General features: G+C 72.2%; 26 protein-coding genes. 10 read left to right on the top strand and 16 right to left on the bottom strand.

The features are described from left to right. Positions 1 to 94: 94 nt before the first annotated feature. Together ACQPZ4_RS10350 and ACQPZ4_RS10345 are read left to right on the top strand one after the other, a co-directional pair. On the top strand, positions 95 to 667 hold the full coding sequence (locus ACQPZ4_RS10350; protein WP_433058277.1) for a TetR/AcrR family transcriptional regulator: 573 nt from the start codon (positions 95 to 97) through the stop codon (positions 665 to 667). Positions 668 to 756: 89 nt separating this feature from the next. Next, positions 757 to 2,208, top strand: a complete 1,452-nt coding sequence (locus ACQPZ4_RS10345) for an MFS transporter (RefSeq protein WP_433058275.1) — start codon at positions 757 to 759, stop codon at positions 2,206 to 2,208. 42 nt (positions 2,209 to 2,250) lie between these two features. Here the strand turns inward: ACQPZ4_RS10345 and ACQPZ4_RS10340 are convergent, their stop codons facing one another. The 8 genes from ACQPZ4_RS10340 to ACQPZ4_RS10305 are packed head-to-tail and all read right to left on the bottom strand — an operon-like array spanning position 2,251 to position 9,844. Continuing rightward, the gene (locus tag ACQPZ4_RS10340; RefSeq protein WP_433058273.1) at positions 2,251 to 3,405 is read right to left on the bottom strand and encodes a family 16 glycosylhydrolase; all 1,155 of its coding nucleotides are present in this window, start codon (positions 3,403 to 3,405) and stop codon (positions 2,251 to 2,253) included. A gap of 11 nt (positions 3,406 to 3,416) precedes the next feature. Continuing rightward, a complete protein-coding gene (locus ACQPZ4_RS10335) occupies positions 3,417 to 4,034 on the bottom strand; it encodes a bifunctional 4-hydroxy-2-oxoglutarate aldolase/2-dehydro-3-deoxy-phosphogluconate aldolase (protein ID WP_433058272.1) in 618 nt (205 codons plus the stop codon). Then, complete coding sequence (locus ACQPZ4_RS10330; protein WP_433058270.1) at positions 4,031 to 4,768, bottom strand: SDR family NAD(P)-dependent oxidoreductase; 738 nt, start codon at positions 4,766 to 4,768, stop codon at positions 4,031 to 4,033. Before ACQPZ4_RS10330 ends, ACQPZ4_RS10335 begins: the two co-directional genes overlap by 4 nt. After that, positions 4,761 to 5,921, bottom strand: a complete 1,161-nt coding sequence (locus ACQPZ4_RS10325; protein WP_433058268.1) for a mandelate racemase/muconate lactonizing enzyme family protein — start codon at positions 5,919 to 5,921, stop codon at positions 4,761 to 4,763. The genes ACQPZ4_RS10330 and ACQPZ4_RS10325 overlap by 8 nt, the downstream gene beginning before the upstream one ends. Next, a complete protein-coding gene (locus ACQPZ4_RS10320) occupies positions 5,918 to 7,210 on the bottom strand; it encodes an ABC transporter substrate-binding protein (RefSeq protein ID WP_433058266.1) in 1,293 nt (430 codons plus the stop codon). The genes ACQPZ4_RS10325 and ACQPZ4_RS10320 overlap by 4 nt, the downstream gene beginning before the upstream one ends. Positions 7,211 to 7,253: 43 nt before the next feature. Then, positions 7,254 to 8,141, bottom strand: a complete 888-nt coding sequence (locus tag ACQPZ4_RS10315) for a carbohydrate ABC transporter permease (RefSeq protein WP_433058264.1) — start codon at positions 8,139 to 8,141, stop codon at positions 7,254 to 7,256. Then, a complete protein-coding gene (locus ACQPZ4_RS10310) occupies positions 8,138 to 9,004 on the bottom strand; it encodes a carbohydrate ABC transporter permease (RefSeq protein WP_433058262.1) in 867 nt (288 codons plus the stop codon). Before ACQPZ4_RS10310 ends, ACQPZ4_RS10315 begins: the two co-directional genes overlap by 4 nt. 12 nt (positions 9,005 to 9,016) lie before the next feature. Beyond that, on the bottom strand, positions 9,017 to 9,844 hold the full coding sequence (locus ACQPZ4_RS10305) for an IclR family transcriptional regulator (RefSeq protein WP_433058260.1): 828 nt from the start codon (positions 9,842 to 9,844) through the stop codon (positions 9,017 to 9,019). A 166-nt stretch (positions 9,845 to 10,010) separates the two neighbouring features. On the opposite strand from ACQPZ4_RS10305, the gene ACQPZ4_RS10300 reads away from it, so the two are divergent. The 4 genes from ACQPZ4_RS10300 (at position 10,011) to ACQPZ4_RS10285 (ending at position 14,940) form a co-directional block, all read left to right on the top strand. Further along, positions 10,011 to 11,621 (top strand): mandelate racemase/muconate lactonizing enzyme family protein, encoded by a 1,611-nt coding sequence (locus ACQPZ4_RS10300; RefSeq protein WP_433058258.1) that lies wholly within the window; start codon positions 10,011 to 10,013, stop codon positions 11,619 to 11,621. A 46-nt stretch (positions 11,622 to 11,667) separates the two neighbouring features. Next, on the top strand, positions 11,668 to 12,561 hold the full coding sequence (locus tag ACQPZ4_RS10295; RefSeq protein WP_433058256.1) for a dihydrodipicolinate synthase family protein: 894 nt from the start codon (positions 11,668 to 11,670) through the stop codon (positions 12,559 to 12,561). Continuing rightward, positions 12,558 to 13,484 (top strand): sugar kinase, encoded by a 927-nt coding sequence (locus ACQPZ4_RS10290; protein ID WP_433058254.1) that lies wholly within the window; start codon positions 12,558 to 12,560, stop codon positions 13,482 to 13,484. The genes ACQPZ4_RS10295 and ACQPZ4_RS10290 overlap by 4 nt, the downstream gene beginning before the upstream one ends. A gap of 166 nt (positions 13,485 to 13,650) precedes the next feature. Then, the gene (locus ACQPZ4_RS10285) at positions 13,651 to 14,940 is read left to right on the top strand and encodes a methyl-accepting chemotaxis protein (protein WP_433058252.1); all 1,290 of its coding nucleotides are present in this window, start codon (positions 13,651 to 13,653) and stop codon (positions 14,938 to 14,940) included. Between the two features lie 85 nt (positions 14,941 to 15,025). Here the strand turns inward: ACQPZ4_RS10285 and ACQPZ4_RS10280 are convergent, their stop codons facing one another. The 4 genes from ACQPZ4_RS10280 to ACQPZ4_RS10265 form a co-directional block, all read right to left on the bottom strand. Then, complete coding sequence (locus ACQPZ4_RS10280) at positions 15,026 to 16,270, bottom strand: MFS transporter (protein WP_433058250.1); 1,245 nt, start codon at positions 16,268 to 16,270, stop codon at positions 15,026 to 15,028. Between the two features lie 54 nt (positions 16,271 to 16,324). Continuing rightward, positions 16,325 to 17,152: a YhjD/YihY/BrkB family envelope integrity protein gene (locus ACQPZ4_RS10275; RefSeq protein ID WP_433066436.1), complete on the bottom strand. Its 828-nt coding sequence runs from the start codon at positions 17,150 to 17,152 to the stop codon at positions 16,325 to 16,327. A gap of 2 nt (positions 17,153 to 17,154) precedes the next feature. After that, positions 17,155 to 18,984: an anthranilate synthase family protein gene (locus ACQPZ4_RS10270; RefSeq protein WP_433058249.1), complete on the bottom strand. Its 1,830-nt coding sequence runs from the start codon at positions 18,982 to 18,984 to the stop codon at positions 17,155 to 17,157. Positions 18,985 to 19,162: 178 nt separating this feature from the next. After that, positions 19,163 to 20,131, bottom strand: a complete 969-nt coding sequence (locus ACQPZ4_RS10265; protein ID WP_433058248.1) for an aldo/keto reductase — start codon at positions 20,129 to 20,131, stop codon at positions 19,163 to 19,165. 52 nt (positions 20,132 to 20,183) lie between these two features. Here ACQPZ4_RS10265 and ACQPZ4_RS10260 point away from each other — a divergent pair, with 52 nt between their 5' ends. Further along, entirely contained in the window at positions 20,184 to 20,564 is a 381-nt protein-coding gene (locus ACQPZ4_RS10260; protein WP_433058246.1) for a MerR family transcriptional regulator, read from the top strand. On the opposite strand, the gene ACQPZ4_RS10255 is transcribed toward ACQPZ4_RS10260, so the two are convergent. Beyond that, on the bottom strand, positions 20,525 to 21,367 hold the full coding sequence (locus ACQPZ4_RS10255) for a hypothetical protein (protein WP_433058244.1): 843 nt from the start codon (positions 21,365 to 21,367) through the stop codon (positions 20,525 to 20,527). The genes ACQPZ4_RS10260 and ACQPZ4_RS10255 overlap by 40 nt on opposite strands. 43 nt (positions 21,368 to 21,410) lie before the next feature. Between ACQPZ4_RS10255 and ACQPZ4_RS10250 the strand changes: the two genes are divergently transcribed. Together ACQPZ4_RS10250 and ACQPZ4_RS10245 are read left to right on the top strand one after the other, a co-directional pair. Further along, on the top strand, positions 21,411 to 21,806 hold the full coding sequence (locus ACQPZ4_RS10250; protein WP_433058243.1) for a response regulator: 396 nt from the start codon (positions 21,411 to 21,413) through the stop codon (positions 21,804 to 21,806). Positions 21,807 to 21,850: 44 nt separating this feature from the next. Beyond that, entirely contained in the window at positions 21,851 to 22,858 is a 1,008-nt protein-coding gene (locus ACQPZ4_RS10245; RefSeq protein WP_433058241.1) for a YihY/virulence factor BrkB family protein, read from the top strand. On the opposite strand, the gene ACQPZ4_RS10240 is transcribed toward ACQPZ4_RS10245, so the two are convergent. Together ACQPZ4_RS10240 and ACQPZ4_RS10235 are read right to left on the bottom strand one after the other, a co-directional pair. Continuing rightward, entirely contained in the window at positions 22,855 to 23,202 is a 348-nt protein-coding gene (locus tag ACQPZ4_RS10240) for an STAS domain-containing protein (protein ID WP_433066433.1), read from the bottom strand. The two genes, ACQPZ4_RS10245 and ACQPZ4_RS10240, sit on opposite strands and share 4 nt — an antisense overlap. A gap of 145 nt (positions 23,203 to 23,347) precedes the next feature. Further along, a complete protein-coding gene (locus tag ACQPZ4_RS10235) occupies positions 23,348 to 23,953 on the bottom strand; it encodes a MarR family winged helix-turn-helix transcriptional regulator (RefSeq protein WP_433058239.1) in 606 nt (201 codons plus the stop codon). A gap of 158 nt (positions 23,954 to 24,111) precedes the next feature. Between ACQPZ4_RS10235 and ACQPZ4_RS10230 the strand changes: the two genes are divergently transcribed. After that, positions 24,112 to 24,531, top strand: a complete 420-nt coding sequence (locus tag ACQPZ4_RS10230) for an SSI family serine proteinase inhibitor (RefSeq protein WP_433058237.1) — start codon at positions 24,112 to 24,114, stop codon at positions 24,529 to 24,531. Here the strand turns inward: ACQPZ4_RS10230 and ACQPZ4_RS10225 are convergent. Further along, entirely contained in the window at positions 24,521 to 25,882 is a 1,362-nt protein-coding gene (locus tag ACQPZ4_RS10225) for a DUF1501 domain-containing protein (RefSeq protein ID WP_433058235.1), read from the bottom strand. The two genes, ACQPZ4_RS10230 and ACQPZ4_RS10225, sit on opposite strands and share 11 nt — an antisense overlap. Positions 25,883 to 25,885 lie beyond the last annotated feature (3 nt).

The raw sequence follows: 25,885 nt of genomic DNA, 5'->3' as shown, positions 1-25,885 counted from the left end.
GAACACCCCATGAAACTTTCGGTGTGGCGGCGCTCACACATTAGGTGTACGAAACGGTTTCGTTTCGCTGGAACCGCGCGCTAGGTTCGGACTCGTGACCGCGACCTCCACCAAGGCCGACCGCCGCGCCGCCATCTGCGACGCGGTGTTCGAGCTGCTCGGCGAGGTCGGCTACGACCGGATGACGATGGACGCCGTCGCCGCGCGGGCCCGTGCGAGCAAGGCGACCATCTACCGCGGCTGGCCGAGCAAGCCGGAGCTGGTCATGGAGGCGGTCGAGCACCGGTACGGCGGGGCAGCGCAGCCCCCCGACACGGGCTCCCTCCGCGGCGACCTGTTCGCGCAGCTCACCGCCGTGTGCGCGGCCGCGTGCGGGCCGGACGGCGCGGTGTTCACCGGGCTGCTGACGGCGGCGACGCACCACGCGGAGCTGGCCGAGGTCATGTACCGATGTGCGTACTCGACCAAGCACGGCATGTACGAGTCGATGCTCGAACGTGCGGCCGCCCGCGGCGAGGTTCCTCCCGGGACCTCCGCGGACCTGCTGCACGAGGTCCTGCATGCGATGGTCACGAGCCGCCGCATGTGGCAGAGCGGCCCCCTCGACGAGGAGTTCGTCGAGCGGCTGGTCGACGGTGTGTTGATGCCGATTCTTCAGCGGGGCTGAAGACTTCACTGGGGGTTTGCCACGTGGCGAACGATGCTGTCCTGACTCCTGACATATCCGTTAAATCATCTTCTTTGGTACAGCCTTCCTTGGTACAGCCTGATCGACGGCGCTGGCTCGCGCTCGCCGTCATCGCCGTCGCGCAGCTCATGGTCGTGCTCGACGCGACGATCGTGAACATCGCGCTGCCGTCGGCCCAGCAGGCGCTGGACATCTCGACGGCCGACCGGCAGTGGATCGTCACGGCGTACACGCTCACCTTCGGCGGCCTGCTGCTGCTCGGCGGGCGGATCGCCGACTACTTCGGCCGCAAGCGCACGTTCCTCATCGGCCTGCTCGGCTTCGCGGGCGCCTCGGCGCTGGGCGGCGCCGCGGTGAACGCGGGCACCCTGTTCGCCGCCCGCGGCCTGCAGGGCCTGTTCGGCGCCCTGCTCGCCCCGGCCGCCCTGTCGCTCATCACCGTGACGTTCACCGAGGCCAAGGAGCGCGCCAAGGCGTTCGGCGTGTTCGGCGGCATCTCCGGCGGCGGCGCCGCGATCGGCCTGCTCGCCGGCGGTGTGCTGACGGAGTACGCGGACTGGCGCTGGTGCCTGCTCGTGAACATCCCGATCGCGATCCTCGCGTTCGTGGCCGCCGTCCCGCTGGTGCGCGAGAGCAAGGCGTCGGGCGACACGCGGTACGACATCCCGGGCGCGATCCTGGCCACGGCCGGGCAGGTGGCGCTGGTCTACGGCTTCACCAAGGCGGCGACCGACGGCTGGAGCTCGGGCGTGACCATCTCCTGGCTGGCCTCGGCGGTCGTGCTGCTGGGCGCGTTCCTGTACTGGGAGTCGCGCACCAAGCACCCGCTGCTGCCGCTGCGCGTGCTCTTCGACCGCAACCGCGGCGCGTCCTACCTGGTCTCGATCCTGCTCGGGGCCGGCATGCTCGGCATGTTCCTGTTCATGACGTTCTACCTGCAGCAGACCATGGGCTGGTCGGCCCTGAAGAGCGGCGTGGCGTACATGCCGTTCTCGGGCGGCATCATCGCCGCCGCGGTCATCGCCTCGCGCCTGCTGCCCCGCACCGGCCCGAAGGTCCTCATGTCGGTCGGCGGCGTGCTCGCCACCGCGTCGATGATCTGGCTGACCCGCCTCGACCTCGACTCGAGCTACGCGGTGAGCATCCTGCCGGCGTTCGTGGCGATGAGCCTGGGCATGGGCCTGGTCTTCGTGCCGATGTCGAGCCTGGCCCTGGCCGGCATCGCCAACCACGACGCCGGCGTGGCCAGCGCGATGGTGAACACGACCCAGCAGGTGGGCGGCTCGCTCGGCACCGCCCTGCTCAACACCATCTTCACCACGGCGGTGACCGGCTTCATCGCGGACCGTGCGGCCACGGCGGGCTCCCCGCTGACCCAGGCCCACGCGGCGATCCACGGGTACAACGTGGCGTTCACCGCGAGCGCCGTGCTCCTGGCGGTGGCCACGATCCTGGTCATCACGATGGTGCGCAACGTCAAGCCCGACGCGGCCGAGGTGACCCCGGTCCACCTGGGCTGAACGGCGCCCGGGGGGCCCGCTCGGCGGCGGGCCCCCCGGCGCTCAGACCCGCACGAACTTCACCGCGTCCGCGCGGGCGCAGCCGGAGCCGGAGCTGGTGAGCTTCACCGATCCCGAAGTGCCGGAGCCGAAGGTGTACGTCCCGAGGCTCACCCAGCCCGCCGGGCCCGACGTGCCGTCGACCGCCGTGGTGGAGGTCGTCCCGGAGTGCACGACGTCCAGGCGGGTGGCCGGGTCGCTGTTCGCGGCCGCGACCTTGTAGTAGTAGACCTGGTAGGTGCCGGCCGCGCGGAGGTTGGGCCGCCAGGTCGCCGTGTTGCCGGCCGCGCCGCACGCCGACCAGCGGGTCGGCGAGGCCACCGTCCAGCCGGTCAGCGTGGAGTCCGCCCAGGTGCCGGTCTCCGAGTACCCGTACGCCGCCGGGCCGTCGTTGTCGACGTAGTAGTCCTTCTGCCAGTACCGCACGTAGTCGAACTGCACCGTCGCCGGCAGCTTCGCCGCGTCCGGGACCGAGCCGTACGCGATGCTCGTGAGCCAGATGTTCGTGTAGTCGTGCGTCCAGTCGCTCGGCAGGTACGGCGCGGTGTAGGCCAGCGCACCGTCCACATAGAACCGCGCGCTCGTCTCGGACCAGTCCAGCCCGTACGTGTGCCACTGCCGGGTGTCCACTGTGGAACTGTTGTAGGTGGTGCCGTACGACTTGCCGGCCGACACCCCGTTGCCCTTCCACGTCAGCACGCCGTGGTGGATGCGGTTCGGCGTGATCGAGTCGATCTCGAACGCGTCGATCTCGGTGCGCTGCGAGGCCGGGAACGTCGTCGCGCCGTCGCCGGACATGATCCAGAAGCTGCTGTGCCAGCCGGCGCCGTCGTTGAGCTTGGCGCGGGTCTCGTAGTAGCCGTACCGCAGCGCCTGTTTCGACACGACCCCGCCCCCGGTGTAGTCCTTGCCGCCGAAGGTCTCCTGCTTGAGGGCGATGTTCAGGTTCCCGCCGGACTCGGAGACGTTCTCGGGGCGCTGGGTGCTGTAGGCCTTGCTGTCGGTGCGGTAGTTCCACTTCGCGGTGTCCACGGTGGACGCGTTGAAGTCGTCGGAGAAGACCAGCGTCCAGCCGGTGCCGGTGGGATCGGCATGGGCGACGGCGGCCGGGGTCAGGATCAGGGCGGCGGTGACGAGGACGGTTGCGAGGCGGCGCATCGGTTCCTCCTTCAATCGGACGGCAGAAGCTCCAGCAGTGCGGCGAGGCCGCCCTCGCGGGTGACCGCGCCGCCGACGCCGAGGGCCCCCGCGCCCGCGGCGAAGAAGTCACGGGCGTTGGACGCGTCGACGCCCCCGGTGGCCACGAACCGCGCCTGCGGGAACGGGCCGCGCATCTCGGCGATCCAGCGCGGGCCGAGGGCGCCCGCCGGGAACGCCTTGAGCCAGGTGCAGCCGGCGTTGAGCGCGTGATGCACCTCGGTGGCGGTGGCCACGCCGGGCAGGTGCGGCAGCCCGGCGTCGTGGCTGGCCCGCAGCACGTCGAGGTCGAGGCCGGGCGCGACGGTGAAGCCCGCACCGGCCGCGCGGGCCTGCTCGACCTGCGCCGGGCTGCGCACGGTGCCCGCCCCTACCACCTCCCCCGCGGGCGCGGCGTCGGCGAGGGCCCGCAGGCACGCGAGGGCCTCCGGCGTCTGCACCGGTACCTCCACGAGGCCGGCCCCGCTGGCCCACACCGCACGGGCCAGCTCCAGCGCGCGCTCCACCGGTACGCCGCGGAGGATGGCGACCAGGCGGCGCCCGCGCAGGACGTCGTCGAAGGTCATGTCGAAGGTCATGTCGAAGGTCATGGCGTGTCCTCGCCGGTCTCCCGCAGCGGTGGCAGGCCGAGCTTGGCGCGCGGGCCGGGGCGCAGCAGCGCGGCCGGCTGCACCGCGCCCGCGCCGCCGTCGAGCACGAGCTCGGTGCCGGTGAGCAGGGCGGCGGCGTCGGAGACCACGTACGACACGGCGGCCGCCACGTCGTGCGGCGTGCCGAGCCGCTGGGTCTCGGCCAGGCGGGCCAGGTCGTCCGGGTCCGCCACCCGCGTCTCGGTGTCCGGGGTGCGGACCCAGGCCGGCGAGATCGTGACCGCGCGGATGCCGTACCGGCCGTAGTCCACCGCGAGCTGGCGGGTGAACGCGGTGAGGCCGGCCTTCGACGCCGCGTACGCGGGCAGCGCCGGGAAGTGGGCCCGGCCGTGGATCGAGCCGATCGTCACGACGACGCCGCGGCCGGCCGCCATCATGCCCGGCAGTACCGCGCGGGCGCACAGGAACGCCGAGGTGAGGTTGGTGTCGAGCACCGCGTGCCAGTCCCGCAGCGACGTCTCGTGCGCGGGCGCCCCGGCCGTGATGCCCGCGCAGTGCACGAGGACCCGCACCGCGGCGAGCCCGGCGAACGCGGCGGCCACCCCGTCCTCCGTGGTCAGGTCGCCGTCGGCCCGGTCCACCCCGCGCACCGCGAAGCCGTCGGCGGACAGCCGGGCGGCGATCGCCGCGCCGAGTCCCCCGGCCGCGCCCGTGACCACCGCGAGGTCAGGCACGGAACACCTCGTACCGCACGATCTCCTCCTCGTCGAGCGCGATGCCGAGCCCGGGCCCGTCCGGCACGACCAGCTCGCCGTCGCGCAGCTCGAACGCGGCGAGGTCGTCGCGCAGCGGGTTGGGCAGCCGGTTGTACTCGTAGACCGGCACGTTCGGGGTGGCCGCGGCGAACTGCAGCGCGGCCGCGACGCCGACCGCGGAGCCGACGCCGTGCGGCGAGACGTCCACATGGAAGGCCGAGCAGAGCGCCGCGATCCGCCGCGCCTCGGTGATGCCGCCGGCCCGGGCCAGGTTCGGCATGACGACGTCCACCGCCCGCTGCATCAGGAAATCCCGGTAGCGGTACCGGCTGAACTCGCTCTCGCCCGTCACGACCGGGATCCGCACGGCCGCGCGCACCTCGGCCAGCCCCGCGACGTCATCCGTCGCCAGGGGCTCCTCCAGCCAGCGCACGCCCAGGTCCTCCAGCGCGAGCCCGAGCCGGATCGCCGTCTTCACGTCGTACGCGCAGTTCAGGTCCACCTTCAGCGCGGCCTTGCCGCCCAGCGCCGCAGCCACCGCCGCCGCGTGGGCGACGTCGGTGTCGAAGCCCCGGCCCAGCTTGAGCTTCACCGCGCGGAACCCGGCGTCCACGAAGGACAGTGCGTGCTCGGCCGACTCCACTGTGGACGGCAGGAACGGGACCGGCGAGGCGTACACCGGCACCGTGGTGCGGACCGGCCCGCCGAGCAACCGGTGCACCGGCAGCCCGGCGGCCTTGCCGCGCAGGTCCCACAGCGCGAGGTCGACCCCGCTGATCGCCTCCAGGTAGAAGCCGCCGGTCCGCCCGGCCGCGGCCTGCGCGCCGAACATGAGCTCCCACAGCGCCTCCGACGCGCCCGCGTCCCGCCCGAGCAGCATCGGCGCCAGCAGGCTCCCGACGATCGTCGCGGTGACCCGCGGCTCGGGCAGGCCGTAGGCCTCGCCGATGCCCTCCAGCCCGTCGGTCGTCCTGATCCGGACCAGCGTCGTGTACTGCCCGAGCCGGGGCAGCACGCGATGGCTCGATGCCGGCGTCAGCAGCCAGTCCGGCACCCGGTCGGCGCCGCCGTACAGCCGCGCGAAGGGGGCGGCGAGCGCGACGGCCTCCACGGAGGCGATGGTGAGGCTCACTTGATCAGGGCGTTCATCCGGTCGCGGGCCGACGTCAGGGCATCCTTGGGCGACTTCTTGCCGATCAGGATCGCCTGCACCTCCTCGGCCAGCACCTTCTCCATCTGGGAGAACTGGGGGTACACCCAGAAGGGGCTGGCACTGGAGTTGGCGCCGATCTGGGCGGTGAAGTCGGTGGCGAACTTGTCGTTCTTCACCGTCGCGTCCGCCAGCCCCGCGTTCGTGGTCGGCGGCAGCCCGGTCTTGGTGAACCAGTCGACGGTGTAGCCCTTGTCGGTCGTGACGGTCTTGGCGAAGTTCGCCGCGGCCGCCGCGCCGGAGCCGTTCATGACCGCGATGACCTGGCCCCAGGCGAGGTGGCGGGGCTTGTCGCCGGCGTTCTTGACCGGCCGCGCGACCGGGGTCATCTTGGTGCCGAGGTCCTTGTCCGGCGAGGACTTCGCGACCGTCGCCTTGCCGCCGATCGCGTCCTCGTAGAACGCGGTCTTGCCCTGCGACATCAGCGCCCGGGCGTCGACCCGGTTCACGTCGGGCGCGATGAGCTTCTGGTCGTAGAGCTTCTTGTACCAGGTCATCGCCTCGACGCTGCCGTCGTCGCCGATCACCACCTTGTTGTCCTGCACGATCGGCGAGCCGAACTCCCACATCCACGGGATGACGTCCTTGAGCTGGTCGACCTTGGTCATGCCGGCCCACGGGACGATGCCGTTGCCGAGCCCCTTGACCGCGGTCAGGGCCGCCTCGAACTCGGCGACCGTCTTCGGCGGGCCGCTGACCCCGGCCCTGGTGAGCAGCTCGTTGTTGGCGATCAGGCCGATGCCGGCGAACGTCCACGGCAGCCCGTACTGGGTGCCCTGGGACTGGCCCAGGCTCAGCGCCGCGGGCGCGTAGTCCAGCCCGCTCGCCACCGGCTTCAGGTCGAGCAGCTTGCCGGTCGCGGCCAGCGTGGCCAGCCAGGCGACGTCGAGCTGGATCGCGCCGGTGAGCCGGCCGCCCTGCACCTGCAGCAGCAGCTGGTTCAGGTAGTCGTTGTAGGGGTACGACGGCGTGCTGATCTTCACCCCGGCGTTGGCGGCGCTGTACTTGTCGATGGCGTCCTGCATCGGCTGCTTGGTGACGGCCTCGTTGTACGACCAGGACGTGAGCGGGAACTCCTTGACCCCGTCGTCCTTGAGCCCCTCGGTGCCGGCCGGGGTGGGTGCGCTGGTGGACGGGGCGCAGGCGGCCAGCGCGGCGGCGCCGGCGGAGATGCCGAGTGCGCTCAGGAGCGAGCGTCTGGTGATGCTCATGGCTGGCTCTTTTCGTTCGGGGTGTTCGGGGTGTATCGCGTTGTCAGCCCTTGACCGCGCCGGACGTGAGGCCGGCGACCAGGTAGCGCTGCAGCACGGTGAAGCCGATGACGACGGGGAGGGAGACGACGAGTGAGGCGGCCATGAGGTCGGGCCAGGCGGTCTCGAACTCGCCGAGGAAGGTGTTGACCAGGCCGGGCGGGAGCGTCTGCTTGTCCGGGCCGGCGAGCGTCAGGGCGAAGATGAAGTCGTTCCAGCCGCGGATGAACGCGAACAGTCCGGTCGCGACGAGTCCCGGCAGCGACACCGGCAGCAGGATGCGGTGGATGATGGCGCCCTGGCCGGCCCCGTCCACCTTGGCCGCCTCGATGAGCTCGTCGGGGATGGTGTCGAAGAAGCCCTTCAGCATCCACACGCACAGCGGGAGCGTGAAGGTGGTGAACGACAGGATCAGCGCGAGGTACGAGTTGAGCAGGCCGGCCTGGCTGAACACGAGGTACAGCGTGATCAGCAGCAGCGCCTGCGGGAACATCTGCGAGGCGAGCACCAGGTACATCAGCGAGCGGCGGCCGCGGTAGCGGAACTTGGCGAACGAGTATCCGGTGTACGCGGACACGATGACGGTCAGGACGGCCGTGATCGCGGAGACGATGAGGGAGTTCAGGAGGTACCGCAGCAGCTTGGGGTTCTCGAAGATGGCCCCGAAGTGCTCGAACGTGATGTGGTCGGGCACGAGGTGGGGCGGGAACCGGAACACGTCCTGGGTCGGGGTGAGGGCGGTCACCAGCACCCAGTAGATCGGGCCGAACGCGAACATCCCGATGACGGCGACGGTACTGGCGGCCAGCAACGTCCGCGGCCGGCGGGGGCGGCGCGGCCGGTCGGCAGCGGGCCGGGTCGTTTGGGGCCGTACGAGTTCCTGCACGGTCATGCCCGCTCCCCCCGCTCGGACAGGCGCACGTAGACGACGGTCAGGCCGAGGATCAGCACCAGCCACAGGGCGCCGAGCGCGCTCGCGGTGCCCAGGTCGAAGGCCTTGAACGCGGTGTCGTACACGGCGACGGCGAACGTCGTCGTCGAACCGGCCGGCCCGCCCCCGGTGAGCACGTAGATCATGTCGAAGTGCTGGACGTTCCAGATCACCTCGAGCAGCACGACGATGCCGAGAATCCCGCGCAGGTGCGGCAGCGTCACGTGCCAGAACCGCGCCACCGGCCCGGCGCCGTCCAGCGCCGCGGCCTCGTGCAGGGTCACCGGTACCGTCTGCAGCCCGGCCAGCAGCATGACCATGATCCACGGGAAGCTGGCCCAGCTCTTGGCCACGATGATGGCGGCCATCGCGGTGCCCGGCTGCCCGAGCCAGGTGATCGGCTCGTCCGTCAGATGCAGGGTGGTGAGCACCCCGTTGAGCAGGCCGTAGTTCGCGTTGAAGATCCAGAGCCAGACGAACGACACCACGACGCCGGGGATCACCCAGGGCATCAGGAACAGCCCGCGCAGCACGGCCCGGCCCCGGATGCGGCTGTTGAGGGCCAGCGCGAGCGCGAACCCGATCAGCACCGGCACGACCGTCGAGCCGACCGTGAACACGAGCGTGTGCTCGAGGACCGGCCAGAAGTTCTGGTGCAGCACCGCGGTGAAGTTGTCCAGCCCGGCGAAGGAGCGGCCCGGCAGCACCAGGCTCTGGTGGAACAGGCTGGTGGACAGGGCGCCGACCAGCGGGTACAGCACGACCGCGCCCAGCAGCGCGAGCGCCGGCAACGTCAGCAGGAAGCCGAACGTGCGGTCCTTCATCTCCTCACCACCTCACAGCGGTTCTTCCACGCTTGCTTCGTACAAGTGGGCCGAGCCCTGGTAGCCGGGGCCGATGTAGCCCAGGCCGATGCTGATCGAGTCGGCCGCCTCGATCGCCGCCCGGGCCAGCTCGGCCTCCCGGTTCGGCAGGTCGATGGCGGACAGCGGCCCGGAGACCGACAGCGCGGCCACCACGTCGCCCGAGCCGTCGCGGATCGGCACCGCCAGGCAGGCCCGCCCGAGCGCCAGCTCCTCGACCTCGGTGAAGTAGCCCCGCGCGCGGGACCGGCGAATCTCGGCGTCCAGCTCGCCGGGGTCGGTGATGGTGCGCGGCGTGTACCCCCGCTGCAGCACCGGCCGCAGCACCTGCATCCGCTCCTCGTGGTTCATCCCGCTGAGCAGCGCCTTGCCCAGCCCGGTGGCGTGCAGCGGGTTGTGCTGCCCGGCGAGCGTGAACGAGCGCGGGGCCTGCCGGCCCTCGAAGTTCAGCAGGTAGAACAGGTGCCCCTCGCGCCGGACGGCCACGTTGACCCCGAGCCCGACCTCGGCCGCCAGGTTCTGCGCGATCTGGCGGCCCTCGCGGTGTACGGGGTGCAGGTTGAGCACGGCCCCGCCTAGGCTGACGATGTCCAGCCCCATCCGGTAGAGCCCGCTGATCGGGTCGCGGTCGACGAACCCGGCCACCTCGAGCGTCGCCAGCAGCCGCGAGGTCGTGGAGAGCCCGAGATCGGCGAGCTTGGCGATGTCGGAGACCCGCAGCTCGCTGCGCCCCACGGTGAACACGCGCAGGATCGACAGCGCGCGCTCGACGCTCTGGTTGCCTCCGACATCCGTGGCCATCAGATCCCTCTCTGGAAATCCGTTGCGTGGTACGGAAACATAGCCCGCATGCTGCAAGCGGTCAACCGCTATGTGGTGATCACTTGCAAAATCCGCGCCGCCGATGTCGAATTCTGGAAGCGACGTGCACGGTTGGCCGCGGGAGGCGCGCTTGAGAATCGTTGACGTGACGACGTGGGCGGTGAAGCTGCGCGGCGAGGACGTGTACCTCGGCGCGGCCACCCGGGAGGCCTCGGACCGCCCCTACTACCTGCGCCCGCCGTGGCGCAGCCTGTACTCGGACCGCTACGAGACCATGGTCGTCCGCCTGACCTGCGACGACGGCACGGTGGGGTGGGGCGAGTGCCTGGCCCCGGTCGGTCCGGAGGTGCCGAAGGCGATCGTTGATCGGCTGATCGCCCCGATCCTGCTGGACGCCGGCCCATTGCCGCCGGCGGGCGCGGGCTACGCGGGCGCAGGCTACGCGGGCTACGCGGGTGCAGGCTACGCGGGCCACGCGGGCGCCACGGGCCACGCGGGCGCCGCGGGCGCAGGCCAGGGCCACACGGGTGCGGGCGCGGGCGCGGGCAACAGGGGTGCGGGCCGCGCGGGCGCGGGCCAGGACGACACGGGTGCGGGCGCCGGTGCGGGCCACACGGGTGCGGGCCGCGCGGGCGCGGACGCGGGCCACACAGGCCCGGGCCACACGGGTGCGGGCCACACGGGTGCGGGCCACACGGGTGCGGGCCGCGGGGGCGCGGACGCGGGCCACGCGGGCCCGGGCCACACGGGCGCGGGCCCGGGCCACACGGGCGCGGGCGCGGGCGCGGGCCACGCGGGCGCGGGCGCGGGCCACGCGGGCGCGGGCGCGGGCCACGCGGGCGCGGGCGCGGGCCACGCGGGCGCGGGCTCGTTCGGTGTCGATCCGCGGGCGGTGCGGCCGTGGTGGGCGCGGCTCTCCGGGTTGATGCGCGAGCGCGGGCATCTCGGCGGGCATCAGGCCGACGCGCTCGCCGCGGTGGACATCGCGCTGTGGGATCTGGCCGGGAAGGCGGCCGGGCTCCCCGTGCACGCGCTTCTGGGAGGGGCGTTCCGACAGGCCGTGCCGACGTACGTGTCCGGGTTGCCGGTTCCCGACAATGCGGCCCGAGCGGAGCTGGCTCGCAAGTGGCTTGCAGATGGTGCAACGCACGTGAAGCTGCATCTCGGGCATGGCGTTGACGAGGACCTCGCCGCGTATGACGCGGTGGCCGCGACCGGGATCCGGGTCGCCGTGGATGCGCACTGGGCCTACGACCTGGCCGGCGCGCTGCGGCTCGGGCGGGCGCTGGACGAGCGGGGTGCGTGGTTCCTGGAGGCGCCGCTCGCGCCGGAGGACCTGGACGGGCACCGAGAACTGGCGGCGGCCCTGGTCACGCCGGTGGCGGTGGGCGAAACGATGCGGCACCGGTACGAGTTCCGGCAGTGGCTCCAGGCCCGCGCGCTCGATCTGGCCCAGCCCGACGTGGGCCGGACCGGGATCACCGAGGCCATGGCGATCGCCGAGCTGGCGTCCGCCTTCCACGTGCCGGTGGCGCCGCACCATTCGGTCGGGCTCGGCGTGGTACTGGCAGCCGGGTTGCACGTCGCGGCGGCGATCGAGGCCATGCCGGCATTCGAGTTCCAGCCGGGGCCGTTCCCGGTCGCCAACCGCATCCTGACCACGCCGCTCACCGGCGGCCCCGGCTCGTTCCCCCTGCCTACGGCGCCGGGCCTGGGCGTCGACGTCGACATCAGCGCGCTCGTGGAAGACCAGTGACCCACCCGCTCGTGGAGAAGCAGTGAACCGCTCGTTTGGAGGTCCCGTGACCCGCTCGTCCGATGCCCGCGGTCTGATTCCGGTGCTGGCCACGCCGTTTCGTGAGGATGGGGGGCTCGATCTCGACAGTCTGCGCCGGCTCGTGGCGTTCTCGGTCGGCGGCGGCGTCGACGGGGTGGCCGTGTTCGGGTTCGCGAGCGAGGGGTTCTCGCTGAGCGCGCCCGAGCGGGAGCAGATTCTCCGGGCCGTGGTGGCGGAGCTTCCCGCCGGAACTCCCGTGATCGCGGGGATCTCGGCGACCGGGACCGCCGACGCGATTGCGCAGTCGCGCGCGGCGGCCGAGGGCGGGGCCGGCGTCGGGATGGTGATTCCGCCGTTCATGGTGAAGCCGTCGCCGGGCCAGATCGTGGACTTCTACGGGGCGGTGGCGGCGGAGGGCGGGCTGCCGGTGATGGTGCAGGACGCGCCGGCGTCCACCGGGGTGCAGCTGCCGGTACCGCTGATCGTGGAGCTCTCCAAGCTCGACGGGGTGACCTCGGTGAAGATCGAGACGCAGCCGACCGCGCCGAAGCTGGGTGCCGTGGTCGATGCCACGGCCGACGACTTTCTCGTGCTGGGCGGACAGAACGCGCTGTTCGTCCTGGAGGAGTACGCGCGCGGGGCGGTCGGCACGATGCCGGCGAGCGAGTTTCCGGACCTGCTCGCTCCGGTGCTCGCCGCCTTCACGAGCGGCGACCGGGCGGGTGCGCGGGCGGCGTTCAACCGGCTGCTGCCGCTGATCCGGTTCGGGCTGCAGCCGGGGATCGCCTGGTCCATCCACAAGCACGTCCTGCACCGGCGCGGGGTGATCGCCTCGACCGCGGTCCGCTCCCCCGCCACCGAGGCCGACGCCGGGACCCTGGGCGCGCTGGACGAGATTCTGACGGACCTGGGCCTGTGAGTCCGTTCGTGGTCGGGTTGGGCGAGGCGATGGTGCTCTTCCAGCCCGCCGACGGCCGGCCGCTCGCGGAGTGTGCGACCGCCTCGGTGCACGTGGCCGGGGCGGAGCTGAACCTGCTGGCCGCGGTCCGCCGGGCCGGGGTGCGGGCCGGGTTCTGCAGCCGGGTCGGGGCCGATCCGTTCGGGGAGCGGGTCGTCAGCGCCGCGGAGGAGCTCGGGGTGGAGACGGGGCTGGTCGCCGTGGACCCGCGGCGGCCGACCGGCGTGTTCGCCAAGGATGTCCGCGGGGACGGGGCGCGGCGGGTGTACTACTACCGGTCCGGATCGGCGGCGTCGGCGCTCGACGAGCGGGACGCGGAGCGGGCGCTGGCCGCCGGGCCGACCGTCGTGGCCGTTTCCGGGCTGACGGCGGCGCTGGGCCCCGGGCCTCGGCGGGCGGTGCGGCGGGTGGCGGGGGCACCGGGGGTACACCTGGCGCTGGATCCGAATCTGCGGCCCGGGCTGGCGCCGGTGACGGACCTGTTGCTGGAGTTGCTGCCGGTGACGGCGTGGCTGTTGCTCGGGGTCGACGAGGCCCTGCCGTTGTTCGGGACCGCGGAGCCGGGCGAGGTGTTCCGGCGCGCGGCGGCGGCCGGGGTGGGCGAGGTCGTGCTCAAGGGTGGCGCCGACGGGTGCTGGATTGCCGAGAACGGAAGTCCCGTGCACATACCGAGCGCGGCGGTGCACATTGTGGATCCCGTTGGCGCTGGAGATGCCTTCGCGGGGGCGTATCTGGGGGCTCGGTTGCGGGGCATCGGGCCGCGGGGGGCGGCCTGGCTCGGGTCCCGGTTCGCCGCCGGGGTGATCGGGGCGCCCGGGGACACGGACGGGCTGCCGGGTGCGGACGCGGCGGCGGCGCTTGTCGCGGACGCCTCGCTGATGTGAACGCGTCCCTACAGATCCACAGCGGACTGCCACGGACGGGCTGCCGGGTGCGGACGCGGCGGCGGCGCTCGTCGCGGACGCCTCGCTGATGTGAACGCGTCCCTACAGATCCACAGCGGACTGCCGATGAAGTGGGTGTTCCGACGGACGTAGGGGGCCCACGACCATGCCCGGACTGCTCTCCTGGCTCATGCCGAAGGTCAGGCTGAGCGACGCGGCGTTCCGTTCGCGGCACCGCGCGCTGACCGTGGTGCTGTGGCTGCACGCGCCCCTGCTCATCGTGCTGGCCGTCGTGGATGGGCACGACGTCGTCGGGGAGCACGCGCACGGCGAGGCCTGGCTGGTCTGGTGCTTCATCGCCGGCGTGGTGCTGTGCGCGATGGCGGGCGGGATCGCGCGGACGCGGCGCGGCGGGTCGGTCGCGGTTTCGATCGGGCTGCTGCTGGGCGCGATGGCGCTCGTGCACGCCGGGAACGGGCTCACCGACCTGCACTTCCATTTCTTCGTGGTGGTGGGGCTGGTCAGCCTGTACCAGGACTGGGTCCCGCTGTTCCTGGGCGTCCTGCTGGTCGGGGTGCACCACGTGGCGATCGGGATGACGATGCCCGACATGGTGTACTCCACGCCGCAGGCCAAGGAGCATCCCGTCTGGTTCTCGCTGCTGCACGTCGTGTTCGTGGTGGCGATGTGCGCGACGCAGCTGACGTACTGGCGCTTCTCGGCCGCGGCCGACGCGGAGGCCGACATCGAGCGCGAGCGGCTGGCGGCGGAGAACCAGGAGCAGCTGCGCGCGGCGGCCTCGACGGCGGCGCTGCGCGAGGAGCAGGCCGCGGCGAACGCGGCGGAGCAGGTGGAGCGCAGCGAGCAGCTCGGCCGGCGGCTGGAGACGGTGCTCGCGGACGTGGCCGACGCCGGCGTGCGGCTGGGCGCGGAGGCCGGCTCGGCGATGGAGTCCTTCCAGGCCGCGCTGGCCGGGATGAACGCCAGGGTGGAGGGCGCGGTCGGCGACGTCGAGTCGGCGCTCACCGACTCCAACCACGCGCGGGCGGTCATCAGCGAGCTGGAGACGTCGATCGCGGACATCGCCACGGTCGCCGGGCTCATCCAGGCCGTCGCCGATCAGACCAAGCTGCTGGCGCTCAACGCGACGATCGAGGCCGCGCGGGCCGGGGAGGCCGGCAAGGGCTTCGGCGTGGTGGCCAACGAGGTCAAGGAGCTCGCGGCGCAGACGGCCGCGGCCACCAGCCGCATCGAGACGACCGTCGGGCAGGTCACCGCGGGCGCGACGGCGGCGGCGAGCGCGGTCGGCGGCGTGGCGGACCGGCTGGGCGCGGTCGCGACGGCCCAGCGCGAGGTGGCCGCGTCGCTGCACGAGCAGACCAACCTGGCCACGACCACCCGCAGCTCGGTGGCCGCGGCTGCGGAGAAGGTCAGCGCTACGGCCCACCAGCCCTGAGGCCTCGGCGCCGCCGCCGCCGGAAAAATGTCGTACCCCGCGGCTAGGCTCGGCCTCGGAAACACAGGAACACGACATACAGGGATCAGCCGGCGGCCTCCGGAGCCGCGGCGGGCGCGGCCGGTGCGGTCGCAGACGGGGCGTGCGTCCGGAAGGACGGCGCCAGGACGACGATGCCGGCGGCCATGACCGCCGGAATGACGAAGGCCCAGCGCAGGGAGAGACTTTCGGCCACTGCGCCGATCAGCCCTGCGCCGACGACGAAGCCGACGTAGTTGAAGAGGTTCACGCGTGCGATGGCGATTCCGGTTCCGGCGGGGTCCAGGCGGCCCGCGGCCGAGAACGACTGAGGCACTACCAGGGACAGGCCGAGTCCGACGACCGCGAAGGCGGCGATGCTCAGGGCCGGGGTGGTCGAGGCGGCCACCAGGAGCAGGCCCAGGCCGCCGACCACGCCGCCGACCGAGACCACCGCCGTGGGGCTGAAGCGGCTCACGAGGCGGTCGCCGGCGGTGCGGCCGACCAGCATCGTGGCCTGGTAGGCGGCCAGGCCGAGGGCGGCCACGGCGGTGCTCGCGTGCAGGGCCTTCTCGATGAAGACCGAGCTCCAGTTGGACACGGCCGAGTCGGCGATGAACATGAGCATCATCGCCACGCCGATGAGGATGATCGGGCGCCAGGGGATCGAGGCCTCGGCGGCGGCCTGCGTCGCGGCCGGGATCTCGGCGGCCTCCTCGGTGCGGCGGAGCTGGCCGGGGCCGGCGATCAGGGCGAGGATCGCGCCGATGACCGCCACCGTCGCCAGCGAGGCGCCGATCGACCAGTCCAGGCGCGCGGTGCCGGAGGTGGCCAGGGCGCCGAGAATCGCGCCGGCGCTCCAGACCGCGTGGAAGGAGTTGAGGACCGGGCGGCCGTAGCGGCGCTCCACGCCCACGCCCTGCATGTTCATCGTCGCGTCGACCAGGCCGAGCATCAGGCCGACGAGGGCCAGCGCCAGGTACAGCTGCCAGCGCTCGGCGGCGAAGCCGGTGACCGTGATGGCCACGCAGACGCCGGGGCCGCCGGCGCGCAGGACCGGGGAGCTGCCGAGGCGGGCGGAGAGCAGGCCCGCGACCACGCTGCCGATGCCGGCCACGACCGGGACGGCCAGGAGGACCAGGGAGAGCTGGGTGTCGTCGAAGCCGAACCGCTTCTGCAGGCTGGCGACCTGGGTGAGCAGGCCCGCGAAGCAGAAGCCCTGCACGAGGTACGCGCCGGCGACGGCGAGCCGCGCGCGGCGGTCACGCTGGCCGGGCGCGGCGGGGCTCGCGGGGGCCGAGAGCTGATCCACTGGCCGGCTCCTCGAGGGGCGGGGGGAGACGAAGACAGACGAACAGAGGTGAAACTAATTCGGAAGCATTGTCGACCGTGCGGCGGAGCGCAAGAGCAGCATGCGGTTCGCCTGCACGGTGGCCGCGTAGCCGATCAGGGTGAGCAGGTGGAAGAGGTACAGCCACAGGCCGACCGCGACCGTCGCGCCGACCGCGTCCAGGCCGCCGAACGGGGCGCCCAGGTCGAGGGGCAGCGACCAGAACAGCACGAAGCCGTGGGCGAAGCCGGACACGTTCGCGGCCGTGAACGAGCCGACGGCGGCCGTGACGGCCCAGCCGGGGCGGAGGGGGGAGATCAGGCGGTACACGAGGATGAACACGGGGCTGAGAACCAGCCAGACGATGAGGAAGCTGACGACCACCGCCCACACCGCCGTCCAGCCGCCCGCGCGCAGGTGGCGGGCCGGGGCGCCGAGCGCGGCGAGCAGGGCCAGGACCAGGACCGGGCCGCAGGCGATCAGCGGGAGCACGAGGATGCGGCCGCGCCAGCCGACGGTGGCGCCGCCCGGTTCGCCGGAGAGCGAGGCCAGGGCGCGGCGCAGGCCCTCGCCGTAGAGGGTGGCCGGGATGAGGGCGATCAGGGTCAGCCACCAGCTCATCGCGAGGCCGGCGTCCAGCAGCACCCCGGCGCCCGCCGCCATGCGGGTCGGCATGGCGGCGAGCACGGGCGCGGCCAGGTGGCGCACGCGGCCGGCCCCGGCGAGCGCGGCGGCCAGGCGGAGGGCCAGCAGCGCCACCGGGACGACCGCGATCCCGCCGTAGAAGGTGATCGCGGCGGCGTGGAGGTTCAGGTCGCGGCCGCGGAAGAAGCGGCCAACCAGGCGACCGAAGCGCACCACCATGTTCACTCGGATGCAGTACCCACTGGGAGGTCGAGCAGAACAGCCAACAATTCCCGCAGCACGTCCAGACCGTCCTGGCTGAGGACCGACTCCGGGTGGAACTGCAGGCTCGCGAACGTCCGGCCGCGCAGCGCGTGGACATCGCCGTTGGCCGGGTCGCGGGCCACCTCCACCGGGCCGTAGGGGGTGGTCAGCGCGCCGGCGTCGTGGGTGGCCGCGAACGTGGAGTAGAAGCCGACCCGGGTCGGGCGGCCGAAGAGGTCGATGTCGCGCTGCATGCCCTGGTACGGCGACGCCTTCCGGCGCAGCGGCAGCCCCAGCAGGCCGGCCGTCAGCTGGTGGCTCAGGCAGATGGCGAGCATGGGGCGGCCGGCCTCCAGCAACTCCGCCACGATGCCGCGCATACGGGCCATCTTCGGGTCGGTCAGCTGCCGCGGGTCGCCCGGGCCCGGGCCCGGGATCAGCAGGTCGTAGCCGGCCGTGGTGAACTCGGCGTCGTGCCGGACCAGCGTCGTGTCCAGGCCCAGGACGCGCAGCTGGTGCACCAGCATGCCGGTGAACGTGTCCTCGGCGTCGACGATCAGGGCGCGGCGGCCGGCGAGCGCGGGGTCCGCGGCGAGGCCGTCGCGCGGCTGCAGCCAGAACGGCGACAGCGTGGCGTTGCGCGCGGTCAGCGCCGCCTGCACCTCGGGGTCGGCGGCCAGGCGCACGTCCGGGGCCGCCCCCGAGGCGTCCACTGTGGACGATTTGAGGCCCAGCGCCGCCAGTACCGCCGCGGCTTTGGTATGTGTTTCCAGCACCTCACCCGCGGGGGTGGAGTGGCGCACCAGGGTCGCGCCCACCGGGACGCGCAGGCGGCCTTCGACGGAAATGTCGGCGGTGCGGATGAGGATCGGCGCGTCCAGCGTCTGGCGGCCAGCATCGTCCCGGCCGAGCAGGGCCAGCACCGCGCCGTAGTAGCCGCGGCCCCGGTGCTCGTGGCGGGCCACCACCCGGCAGGCGTTCTCGATCGGGCTGCCCACCACCGTCGGGGCGAACATCGTCTCGCGCAGGACCTCGCGGACGTCCCGGGAGCCGCGGCCGGCGAGCAGGTACTCGGTGTGGACGAGGTGCGTCATCTCCTTGAGGTACGGGCCGATGACCTGCCCGCCGAGGTCGGCCACGGTGGCCATCATCTTGAGTTCCTCGTCCAGCACCATCGACAGCTCGTCGATCTCCTTGCGGTCGGCCAGGAACTCGAGGACCGCGTGCTTGGCCGGGGTGCCGCGCAGGGTGCCGCTGATGGGGTTCATCATCACCAGGCCGCCGTCCACGCTCACGTGCCGCTCGGGCGTCGCCCCGACGAGGATCCGGGTGCCGGTGTGCACGAGGAAGGTCCAGTACGCGCCCCGCTCGCGGGTCAGCAGGCGGCGGAAGACGGTCAGCGCCGCGGCGGCCGGGTCGCCGGTGAGGTCGGCCTCGAAGACGCGGTGGATGACGAAGTTCGAGCCCTCGCCCCGGCCGATCTCCTCGCGCAGGACGGTCTCCACGATGCCGGCGTACTCGTCGTCGCTCACGTCGAAGCCCGCGTTCGCCAGCTCGATGGAGACGTCCGGAAGCTCGTCGCACAGGGCGGAAACCGGCACCTCGCGGCGGGACTCGATGTGCAGCACCGACAGCGGCGTCCCGTCGTCGACGCAGTCGAAGCCGCGCTCGCGGACCTGCCGGAACGGGACCAGGGCCAGGCATTCGTCGGGGAGCTCGGCCAGGGTGTCCACGGTGGACACCGGGCCGGTGAGCACCTCGACGGTGTCCCGGCCTTCACGGCGCAGGAGAGCGAACGGAGCAAGCATGGCGTTTCCCTTTCAAAGGGCTCGGGAGACGGCCCCTTGCGGGAAAAGCAAAGCGGCCGCCTCGGAGGACGGCCGCGATAGCGCGAAGTGGATGGCCGCCGGTCAGGCGGGCCACCAACTGTTCATTCGCGCGGTCACGGGCAGAGCGTACGCGACGCCTGCCCGTGCGCGCCAGCATTCACTTGTTCAGGGAACCCATTTCGGCGTACCGCTCCCCCGCCACGTCCCGGCCGATCGACAGTTTCTCGATGGCCGCGAGGTCGTCCGCGGTGAGCGTGAGGTCCAGGGCGGCCACGTTCTGCTCGAGGTACGAGCGCCGCTTGGTCCCCGGGATCGGCACGACGTCGTCGCCCTGGGCGAGGACCCAGGCCAGGGCCAGCTGGGCCGGGGTCGCGCCCTTGGCCTCGGCGAGCTGCTTGACCTCGGTCACCAGGTCCAGGTTCTTCTGGAAGTTCGCGCCCTGGAAGCGCGGGTTGCTCGCCCGGAAGTCGTCCGGGCCGAACTGGTCCGGGCTGGTGATCTCGCCGCTGAGGAAGCCGCGGCCGAGCGGGCTGTAGGCCACCAGCCCGATCCCGAGCTCGCGGAACAGCGGCAGGATGTCGTCGTCGGGCTCGCGGGTCCACAGCGAGTACTCGTACTGCCCGGCGCTGATCGGGTGCACCGCGTGCGCGCGCCGGACGCTGTCCGGGGACGCCTCCGAGATGCCCAGGTGCCGCACCTTGCCGGCGGCGACCGCCTCGGCGAGCGCGCCCCAGGTCTCCTCGACGGGCACGGTCGGGTCGACGCGGTGCTGGTAGTAGAGGTCGATGTGGTCCACGCCGAGGCGCTGCAGCGAGGCGTCGACGGCCCGCCGCACGTAGTCGGGGTGGCCGTTGATCCGGCGGTTGCCGTCCTCGCGCTGGATGCCGAACTTGGTGGCGAGCACCACCTCGTCGCGGCGGCCGGCGATGGCGCGGCCGACGAGCTGCTCGTTGGTGAACGGGCCGTACATGTCGGCGGTGTCGAGCAGGGTCACGCCGAGGTCGAGCGCGCGGTGGATGGTGGCGATCGACTCGGCGTCGTCACCGGGGCCGTAGAACTCGCTCATGCCCATGCAGCCCAGGCCGAGGGCGGACGTGGTCAGAGCACCGAGGTTTCTGTTGCGCATGTCCTCACACTCCCCCTTAGAGTGCGCTCGAAGTCAAATAGACTCGGGAAACATGCAGGGTCTCACCATCGCCGAGGTGTCCGAGCAGACCGGGCTGACCGCCCATACGCTGCGGTACTACGAGCGCGCCGGCCTCCTCGCGCCGCCGGACCGGGGCACGAACGGCCATCGCCGGTACTCCGAGCAGGACCTGGGCATGCTGCGCATCCTCACCAGGCTCAAGGCGACCGGCATGTCGATCGCGGAGATGCGGCAGTACGCGGAGCTGTGCCGGATCGGGCCGGGCACGTACGAGAACCGCCGGGTGCTGCTGGAGGCGCATCGCCAGCAGGTGCTCGACCGGATCGCCGCGCTGCAGACCGACCTGGAGCTGATCGAGTCGAAGATCAAGTTCTACGCGGAAGGCGACACGCGGGATCGGCCCAGCCCGTAGAGGCAGACCAGGGCGGCGATCACCATCGGCGTGCCGTCGCGGATCAGGCCGTCCCAGCCCAGCAGCAGGTAGCACAGCGCCGGCTGGACCAGCAGGACGAAGACCGAGATGAAGCCGAGCAGCAGCCGCGCCCAGCCGTGCCCGAACAGGGTCACGAAGCTGATGATGCCCGCGACGAGGCCGATCACCAGGCCCAGCACGAACCACGACACCACCAGCGGCACCGAGATCTCCGGGCGCAGGCGGGGGGTGTCGAACAGCGAGCCGAGCGCGACCAGGCATGGCACGAACATGAGGGCGGAGTACGACAGGGCGGCCACCCGGGCCGTGAGCGCCCACGGCGGCACCGCGCGCCGCGGCTTGCGCCGGGTCAGGTGCTCGTCGATGCCCGGGGAGCGGAACAGCTGCCACACCACCGCCGCGCACAGCACCGCGACGACGACCAGCCCGGCCACCACGGGCAGGTGCGGCAGGAAGTCGCCCTCCTTCGGCTGGACCAGCCGGGCCGAGGCGAACACCGTGGTCACGGCCAGGATCAGGCCCAGCGGGCGGGCGGTCAGCCGGCCGAAGCGCACCTCGCGCATCAGGAACAGGAAGCCGATCGCGCGCAGCACCGCCCAGAACGTGCGCACGCCGAGGCCGAAGCCCGCCTCGGCGGAGTACTGCAGGTTGATCACGTCGACCGCCACGGTCGCCACGGCGGTCAGCAGCAGCAGGCGGCGCAGGCGGCGACTCGCCGGAGTCGGCGGCGGCGGCCGCTCGAGCCGCACGAAGTCGCCGAGTGAGCGCCCTCCGCCGTTCATGGAACCGCACGCTAGCATCCGCCGCTCGGCATATCGTGGTGGCATGCTCGAGCACCTGCGCATCCTGGTCGTCGACGACGAGCCGGACCTGTGCGAGATCGTGCGCCGGGTGCTCAGCCGGGCCGGGGCCGAGGTCCTGACCGCCTCGGGGCTCGCCGGGGCCGAGCGCGTGCTGGCCGAGCACCCCAAGGGCGTCGACCTCGCCATCACCGACCTCAAGCTCAACGACGGCACCGGCGTGCAGGTGGCCGAGGCGGTGCGGGCCAGCAGCCCGGACGCGCTGATCATGTACATGTCGGGGCTGCCGTACTTCGACGCCGCCGTCATCGACCTGGGCGAGGACGCGTCGGTCATCGCCAAGCCGTTCCGCGCCACAGAACTGGTCGACACCGTGCAAACCGCCCTCATCAGGGCCGGACGGGTCCAGCCGGAGGGTTAACCGGCACTCGCGCGCGGGCATAGGGACCGTGGAGGTGGCGACCCATGGCAGCTGAACCGGAACACGCCGAAGAGCAGTCCGAAGACCCCAGGTCGGGCGGTCCCGACAGCCCCACCGACCTCAGCAGGCGCTCGTGGTTCGAGGTGCTGAAGCGGACCGTCAAGGAATTCAACAACGACAACCTCAGCGACTGGGCGGCCGCGCTCACCTACTACGGCGTGCTGTCCATCTTCCCCGGCATCCTGGTGCTGCTGTCGCTCTCCGGTCTGCTGCTCACCGGCACGACCCAGTCGGCGGTCCTGAGCAACGTCCAGCAGCTCTTCCCGGGTTCGATCGCCGGGCCGATGACCGACGCCATCGACGAGCTGAGGAAGGGCTCGCACGTGGCCGGCCTGTTCGCCGCCGTCGGTCTGCTCGGCGCGGTGTGGACCGCCTCGGGGTACGTGGGCGCGTTCATCCGCGCCTCCAACGCCATCTACGACGTGCCCGAGGGCCGGCCGATCTGGAAGGTGCTGCCGATCCGGCTCGGCGTGACCGTCGCCGTCGGCACCCTCATCGCCGTGGCCGCGCTCAGCATCGTCTTCACCGGCCGGTTCGCCGAGCAGGCGGGCGGCTGGGTCGGCCTGTCGAAGGAGTCGGTGCAGGTCTTCGACATCGCCAAGTGGCCGGCGCTGCTGCTGGTCGTCATGCTGATCCTGGCCATCCTGTACTGGGCCTCGCCCAACGCCCGCCACCACGGCTTCCGCTGGATCACGCCGGGCGGTGCGCTCGCGGTCGTCATCTGGCTGCTCGCCTCGGGTGGCTTCGCGATCTACGTGTCGAACTTCGGGTCGTACAACAAGACCTACGGCACCCTGGGCGGCATCATCGCGTTCCTGGTCTGGCTGTACATCTCGAACATGGCGATCCTGCTCGGCGCCGAGTTCGACGCCGAACTCGAGCGCGAGCGCGCCATCGAGGCCGGCCTGAAGCCGGAGGAAGAGCCCTACGTCCCGCTGCGCGACGACCGCCACATCAAGCCCGACCACGAACCGGGCCTGAGCTCGAGCTAGAACGGGGTGTACGGAATGTGGTCGGCGTCCTGCTCCACGGGGGCGCCGAGCATTTCGTGCACGCCCGCGATGCGCAGCTGGCGGTGGACGAAGGGGCTGGCGCGGTACACGATCATGCGGACGCCCTCCGCACCGGCCTCGCGCTGGGCTGCGACCAGGGCGCCGACGGCCGCCGAGTCGAGGAACGTGACCAGCCCGAGGTCCACGCGCAGCGTGCTCGGCCGGCGCTCGGCGGCGGCGGAGACGATTTCCTGACGCAGCGTGGCCGCGTTGCTGTGGTCGATCTCGCCCCGCACCGAGAGCACGGTCGATCCGTCCATGGTCACGTTGACGGTCACCGACATACTCACGCGAACAGCATAAGAGCACTTCCCGCCGTGCGCAGCGGGCGGCCCGCCGAGGTTCACCGGTGCGTGCACAACGGCCGCCTCGCACACGGACGGTAGGCGGACCGCTGCGGGGATGTGGGCACGGAGCGTGCGCGGACGCTCAGTACTTCGGCTTCGGTGGCTCGCCGGGGATGTGGTCGGGGCAGTGCAGGCGCAGCTCGCGGTACCCGAACGGGGCGTCGACGAACCAGCAGTGGTGCGGGGTGGGGGTGCCGGGATGGCGGTACCCGTCGAAGAAGCGGCAGGACAGACACATCCGGGTGACCGGGATGCTCCCCTGCTGCTGCAGCAGGCCGATCCGCGCGGTGACCATGCGCAGGAGGCGGGCCTGCTGGCTGTCGTTGAGCCCCTCGACCTCGGCGAGCAGCTGGTCGGCCCAGTTCGCCGGGGCCGGGGTGGTCGCGAGCCCCTTGTCGGTGGCGGCCACCCGCATGTCGCGGGCCGCGTAGGACGGGGCGGGGCGCATCTCGACCAGGCCCTCGGCGATCAGCGGGGAGAGCAGCGCCATCGTGGCGGCGACCGAGGAGCCGAGGTCACCGGCGAGGTCGGAGAGCCGGTACTCCCGGTCGCGCCGCCCGAGCAGCAGCATGACCTGCCGATGGGCGGGCGGGAGGCCGTGCGCGGGCTCCGGGCCGTCCACGGGCGCCATCACGGCCACCCGGACCAAGCCGGCGACGAGTTTTTGGGCCTGCGCTTCCTGGGGCACGGGGCAAACCTCCAACACCGAGCACCCTAGTCCTGCGCGTCGATGCGTGGGAACGAGACGCGGGAAATTGTCATACGCTCAGGAAGTACAAAATCCGGATTTTCTGGACATATAGGCGTAGGCTGCGCTCACCGGATCGGGTGCAGCGGAGGTCACGAATGGGTGTAGCACGGGTGGTCGTGTCGGCGGCGGTGCTGCTGGCGGCGGTCGGCGCGACGGAGGCGGTGGCGCCCGGGGCGGCGCTCGCGGCCACCGCGGCGAACGCGAAGACGATCCGGCTCGTGCTGACCCTGGCCAAGGGCGAGTCCTCGGCGGCGCCGGGGCGGCAGCGGGCCTCGCTGACCTGCCAGCCGGCGGGCGGCACGCACAAGCAGGCCCGCAGCGCGTGCTCGCAGCTGGCCAAGGTCGGCGGGCGACCGGACCGGCTGCAGCTGGGCGGCGGCGCCTGCACCATGCAGTGGGACCCGGTGACGGTCACCGCGAACGGCACCTGGAAGGGCCGCAAGGTCGCCTACCGCCACACCTTCGGCAACGCCTGCAGCCTGAGCATGACCACCGGCGCCGTCTTCAGCCTTTGAACACCCCGAGCTGCTTGAAGTCGCGGTTCGGGAACACCGCGGCCGAGTCGCCGACGCCGAAGCGCTTCTTGAGCATCTCGGCCAGGATGTCGCGGTAGTCGTTGGCCCCGGCCACGTCGCCCTGGTCGAGCGAGGACGCGGCCAGCCCGGGCCAGTTGCCGTGCACCTTGCCGCCGTTGAGGCCGCCGCCGAAGAGCAGCATCGCGTTGCCGTGGCCGTGGTCGACGCCGACGTTGCCGTTCTCCTGCACGCGGCGGCCGAACTCGCTCATCGTGATGATGGTCGTGTTCTCCAGCAGCGGGCCGATGTCGGTGCAGAACGCGGCGATCGCGTCGGACATGTTGGTCAGCGAGTTCTTCATGTCGCCGCCGTCGACGCGGCCCAGGTTGGTGTGCATGTCCCAGCCGCCGACGTCGAGCGCGGCGATGCGCAGGCCCACGCCGGCCTTGAGCAGCTGCGCGATGTCCCGCAGCCGGTCCGCCAGACCGCCGCCGGGGTACTGCACGCCCTCCGCCGGCCGGTACTGCGTGTTCGAGAGCTTCTGCGCGGTCGCGATCGCCTGCAGCGTCGAGCCCGCGGTGCCGGCGAGCGGGTGGTCGAGCCCGGTGTACAGGGTCTTGAGCGCGTCCATGGTCTGGGTGCGCATGTTGTCGTTGTCGATGCGGAAGTCGCGCATGCCGTTGAGCACGATCGCCTGCTCGCCGCCGACGAGGGAGCGGGGCAGCGCCGAGCCCTGCGCGATCGCGCGGAACGTGGTGCCCGGGCCCATCTGGGCGAGCACGCGGTCGAGCCAGCCGGTGCGTACCGCGACCGAGGCGGCCCCGCGCTCGAGCGCGTCCTGGGCCTGGAAGTGGCTGCGGCTGGCGTCGGGCGAGGCCACGGCGTGCACGGCGGCCATCTTGCCGGCGTCCCACAGCGGGTACAGCGAGGTCATCGCCGGGTTCAGCCCGAAGCCGCGGCCGACCGCCTTCATCGCCGCCATCGGCACCGCGATGTTGGGCCGCATCTGCCGGTAGTTCGCGTCGTCGCCCGGCGCCACCACGGACAGCCCGTCCATCCCGCCGCGCAGGAAGATCACGATGAGCGTGTTCTTGTTGTCCTCGGGCGCGGCGAAGGAGACCCGGCTGGTCACCAGCTGGGTGCCGAGCGCGGCCACGCCGACGAACCCGGCGCCCTGCACGAGCCGGCGGCGGGTGAAGCCCTTGCTCCACTTGTCGCGCTCGGCCGCGAGCTCGTCGGTGACCTTCTCGGCGTGCACCCGCAGCGCCGCCTCGCACAGGTTGGGCCCGTGCCGGTGCAGCTCCTCGAGGTTCTTCGGCCGCCGCTCGCCGTCAGGAAGTTCGTTGCTCATGGC

Source organism: Dactylosporangium sp. CS-033363, assembly GCF_050942475.1.
In the GTDB taxonomy this organism is placed as follows: domain Bacteria; phylum Actinomycetota; class Actinomycetes; order Mycobacteriales; family Micromonosporaceae; genus Dactylosporangium.
The sequence above is the reverse complement of the archived record's forward strand: the minus strand, read 5'-3'. Positions and strand labels throughout refer to the sequence as shown.

What these genes read in the sequence shown, in the direction of transcription:
- ACQPZ4_RS10340 (WP_433058273.1), bottom strand. Translation starts at nt 3,405, where the DNA reads ATGCGCCGCCTCGCAACCGTCCTCGTCACCGCCGCCCTGATCCTGACC.
- ACQPZ4_RS10335 (WP_433058272.1), bottom strand. Translation starts at nt 4,034, where the DNA reads ATGACCTTCGACATGACCTTCGACATGACCTTCGACGACGTCCTGCGC.
- ACQPZ4_RS10320 (WP_433058266.1), bottom strand. Translation starts at nt 7,210, where the DNA reads ATGAGCATCACCAGACGCTCGCTCCTGAGCGCACTCGGCATCTCCGCC.
- ACQPZ4_RS10315 (WP_433058264.1), bottom strand. Translation starts at nt 8,141, where the DNA reads ATGACCGTGCAGGAACTCGTACGGCCCCAAACGACCCGGCCCGCTGCC.
- ACQPZ4_RS10310 (WP_433058262.1), bottom strand. Translation starts at nt 9,004, where the DNA reads ATGAAGGACCGCACGTTCGGCTTCCTGCTGACGTTGCCGGCGCTCGCG.
- ACQPZ4_RS10305 (WP_433058260.1), bottom strand. Translation starts at nt 9,844, where the DNA reads ATGGCCACGGATGTCGGAGGCAACCAGAGCGTCGAGCGCGCGCTGTCG.
- ACQPZ4_RS10285 (WP_433058252.1), top strand. Translation starts at nt 13,651, where the DNA reads ATGCCCGGACTGCTCTCCTGGCTCATGCCGAAGGTCAGGCTGAGCGAC.
- ACQPZ4_RS10275 (WP_433066436.1), bottom strand. Translation starts at nt 17,152, where the DNA reads ATGGTGGTGCGCTTCGGTCGCCTGGTTGGCCGCTTCTTCCGCGGCCGC.
- ACQPZ4_RS10270 (WP_433058249.1), bottom strand. Translation starts at nt 18,984, where the DNA reads ATGCTTGCTCCGTTCGCTCTCCTGCGCCGTGAAGGCCGGGACACCGTC.
- ACQPZ4_RS10265 (WP_433058248.1), bottom strand. Translation starts at nt 20,131, where the DNA reads ATGCGCAACAGAAACCTCGGTGCTCTGACCACGTCCGCCCTCGGCCTG.
- ACQPZ4_RS10260 (WP_433058246.1), top strand. Translation starts at nt 20,184, where the DNA reads ATGCAGGGTCTCACCATCGCCGAGGTGTCCGAGCAGACCGGGCTGACC.
- ACQPZ4_RS10255 (WP_433058244.1), bottom strand. Translation starts at nt 21,367, where the DNA reads ATGAACGGCGGAGGGCGCTCACTCGGCGACTTCGTGCGGCTCGAGCGG.
- ACQPZ4_RS10250 (WP_433058243.1), top strand. Translation starts at nt 21,411, where the DNA reads ATGCTCGAGCACCTGCGCATCCTGGTCGTCGACGACGAGCCGGACCTG.
- ACQPZ4_RS10245 (WP_433058241.1), top strand. Translation starts at nt 21,851, where the DNA reads ATGGCAGCTGAACCGGAACACGCCGAAGAGCAGTCCGAAGACCCCAGG.
- ACQPZ4_RS10240 (WP_433066433.1), bottom strand. Translation starts at nt 23,202, where the DNA reads ATGTCGGTGACCGTCAACGTGACCATGGACGGATCGACCGTGCTCTCG.
- ACQPZ4_RS10230 (WP_433058237.1), top strand. Translation starts at nt 24,112, where the DNA reads ATGGGTGTAGCACGGGTGGTCGTGTCGGCGGCGGTGCTGCTGGCGGCG.
- ACQPZ4_RS10225 (WP_433058235.1), bottom strand. Translation starts at nt 25,882, where the DNA reads ATGAGCAACGAACTTCCTGACGGCGAGCGGCGGCCGAAGAACCTCGAG.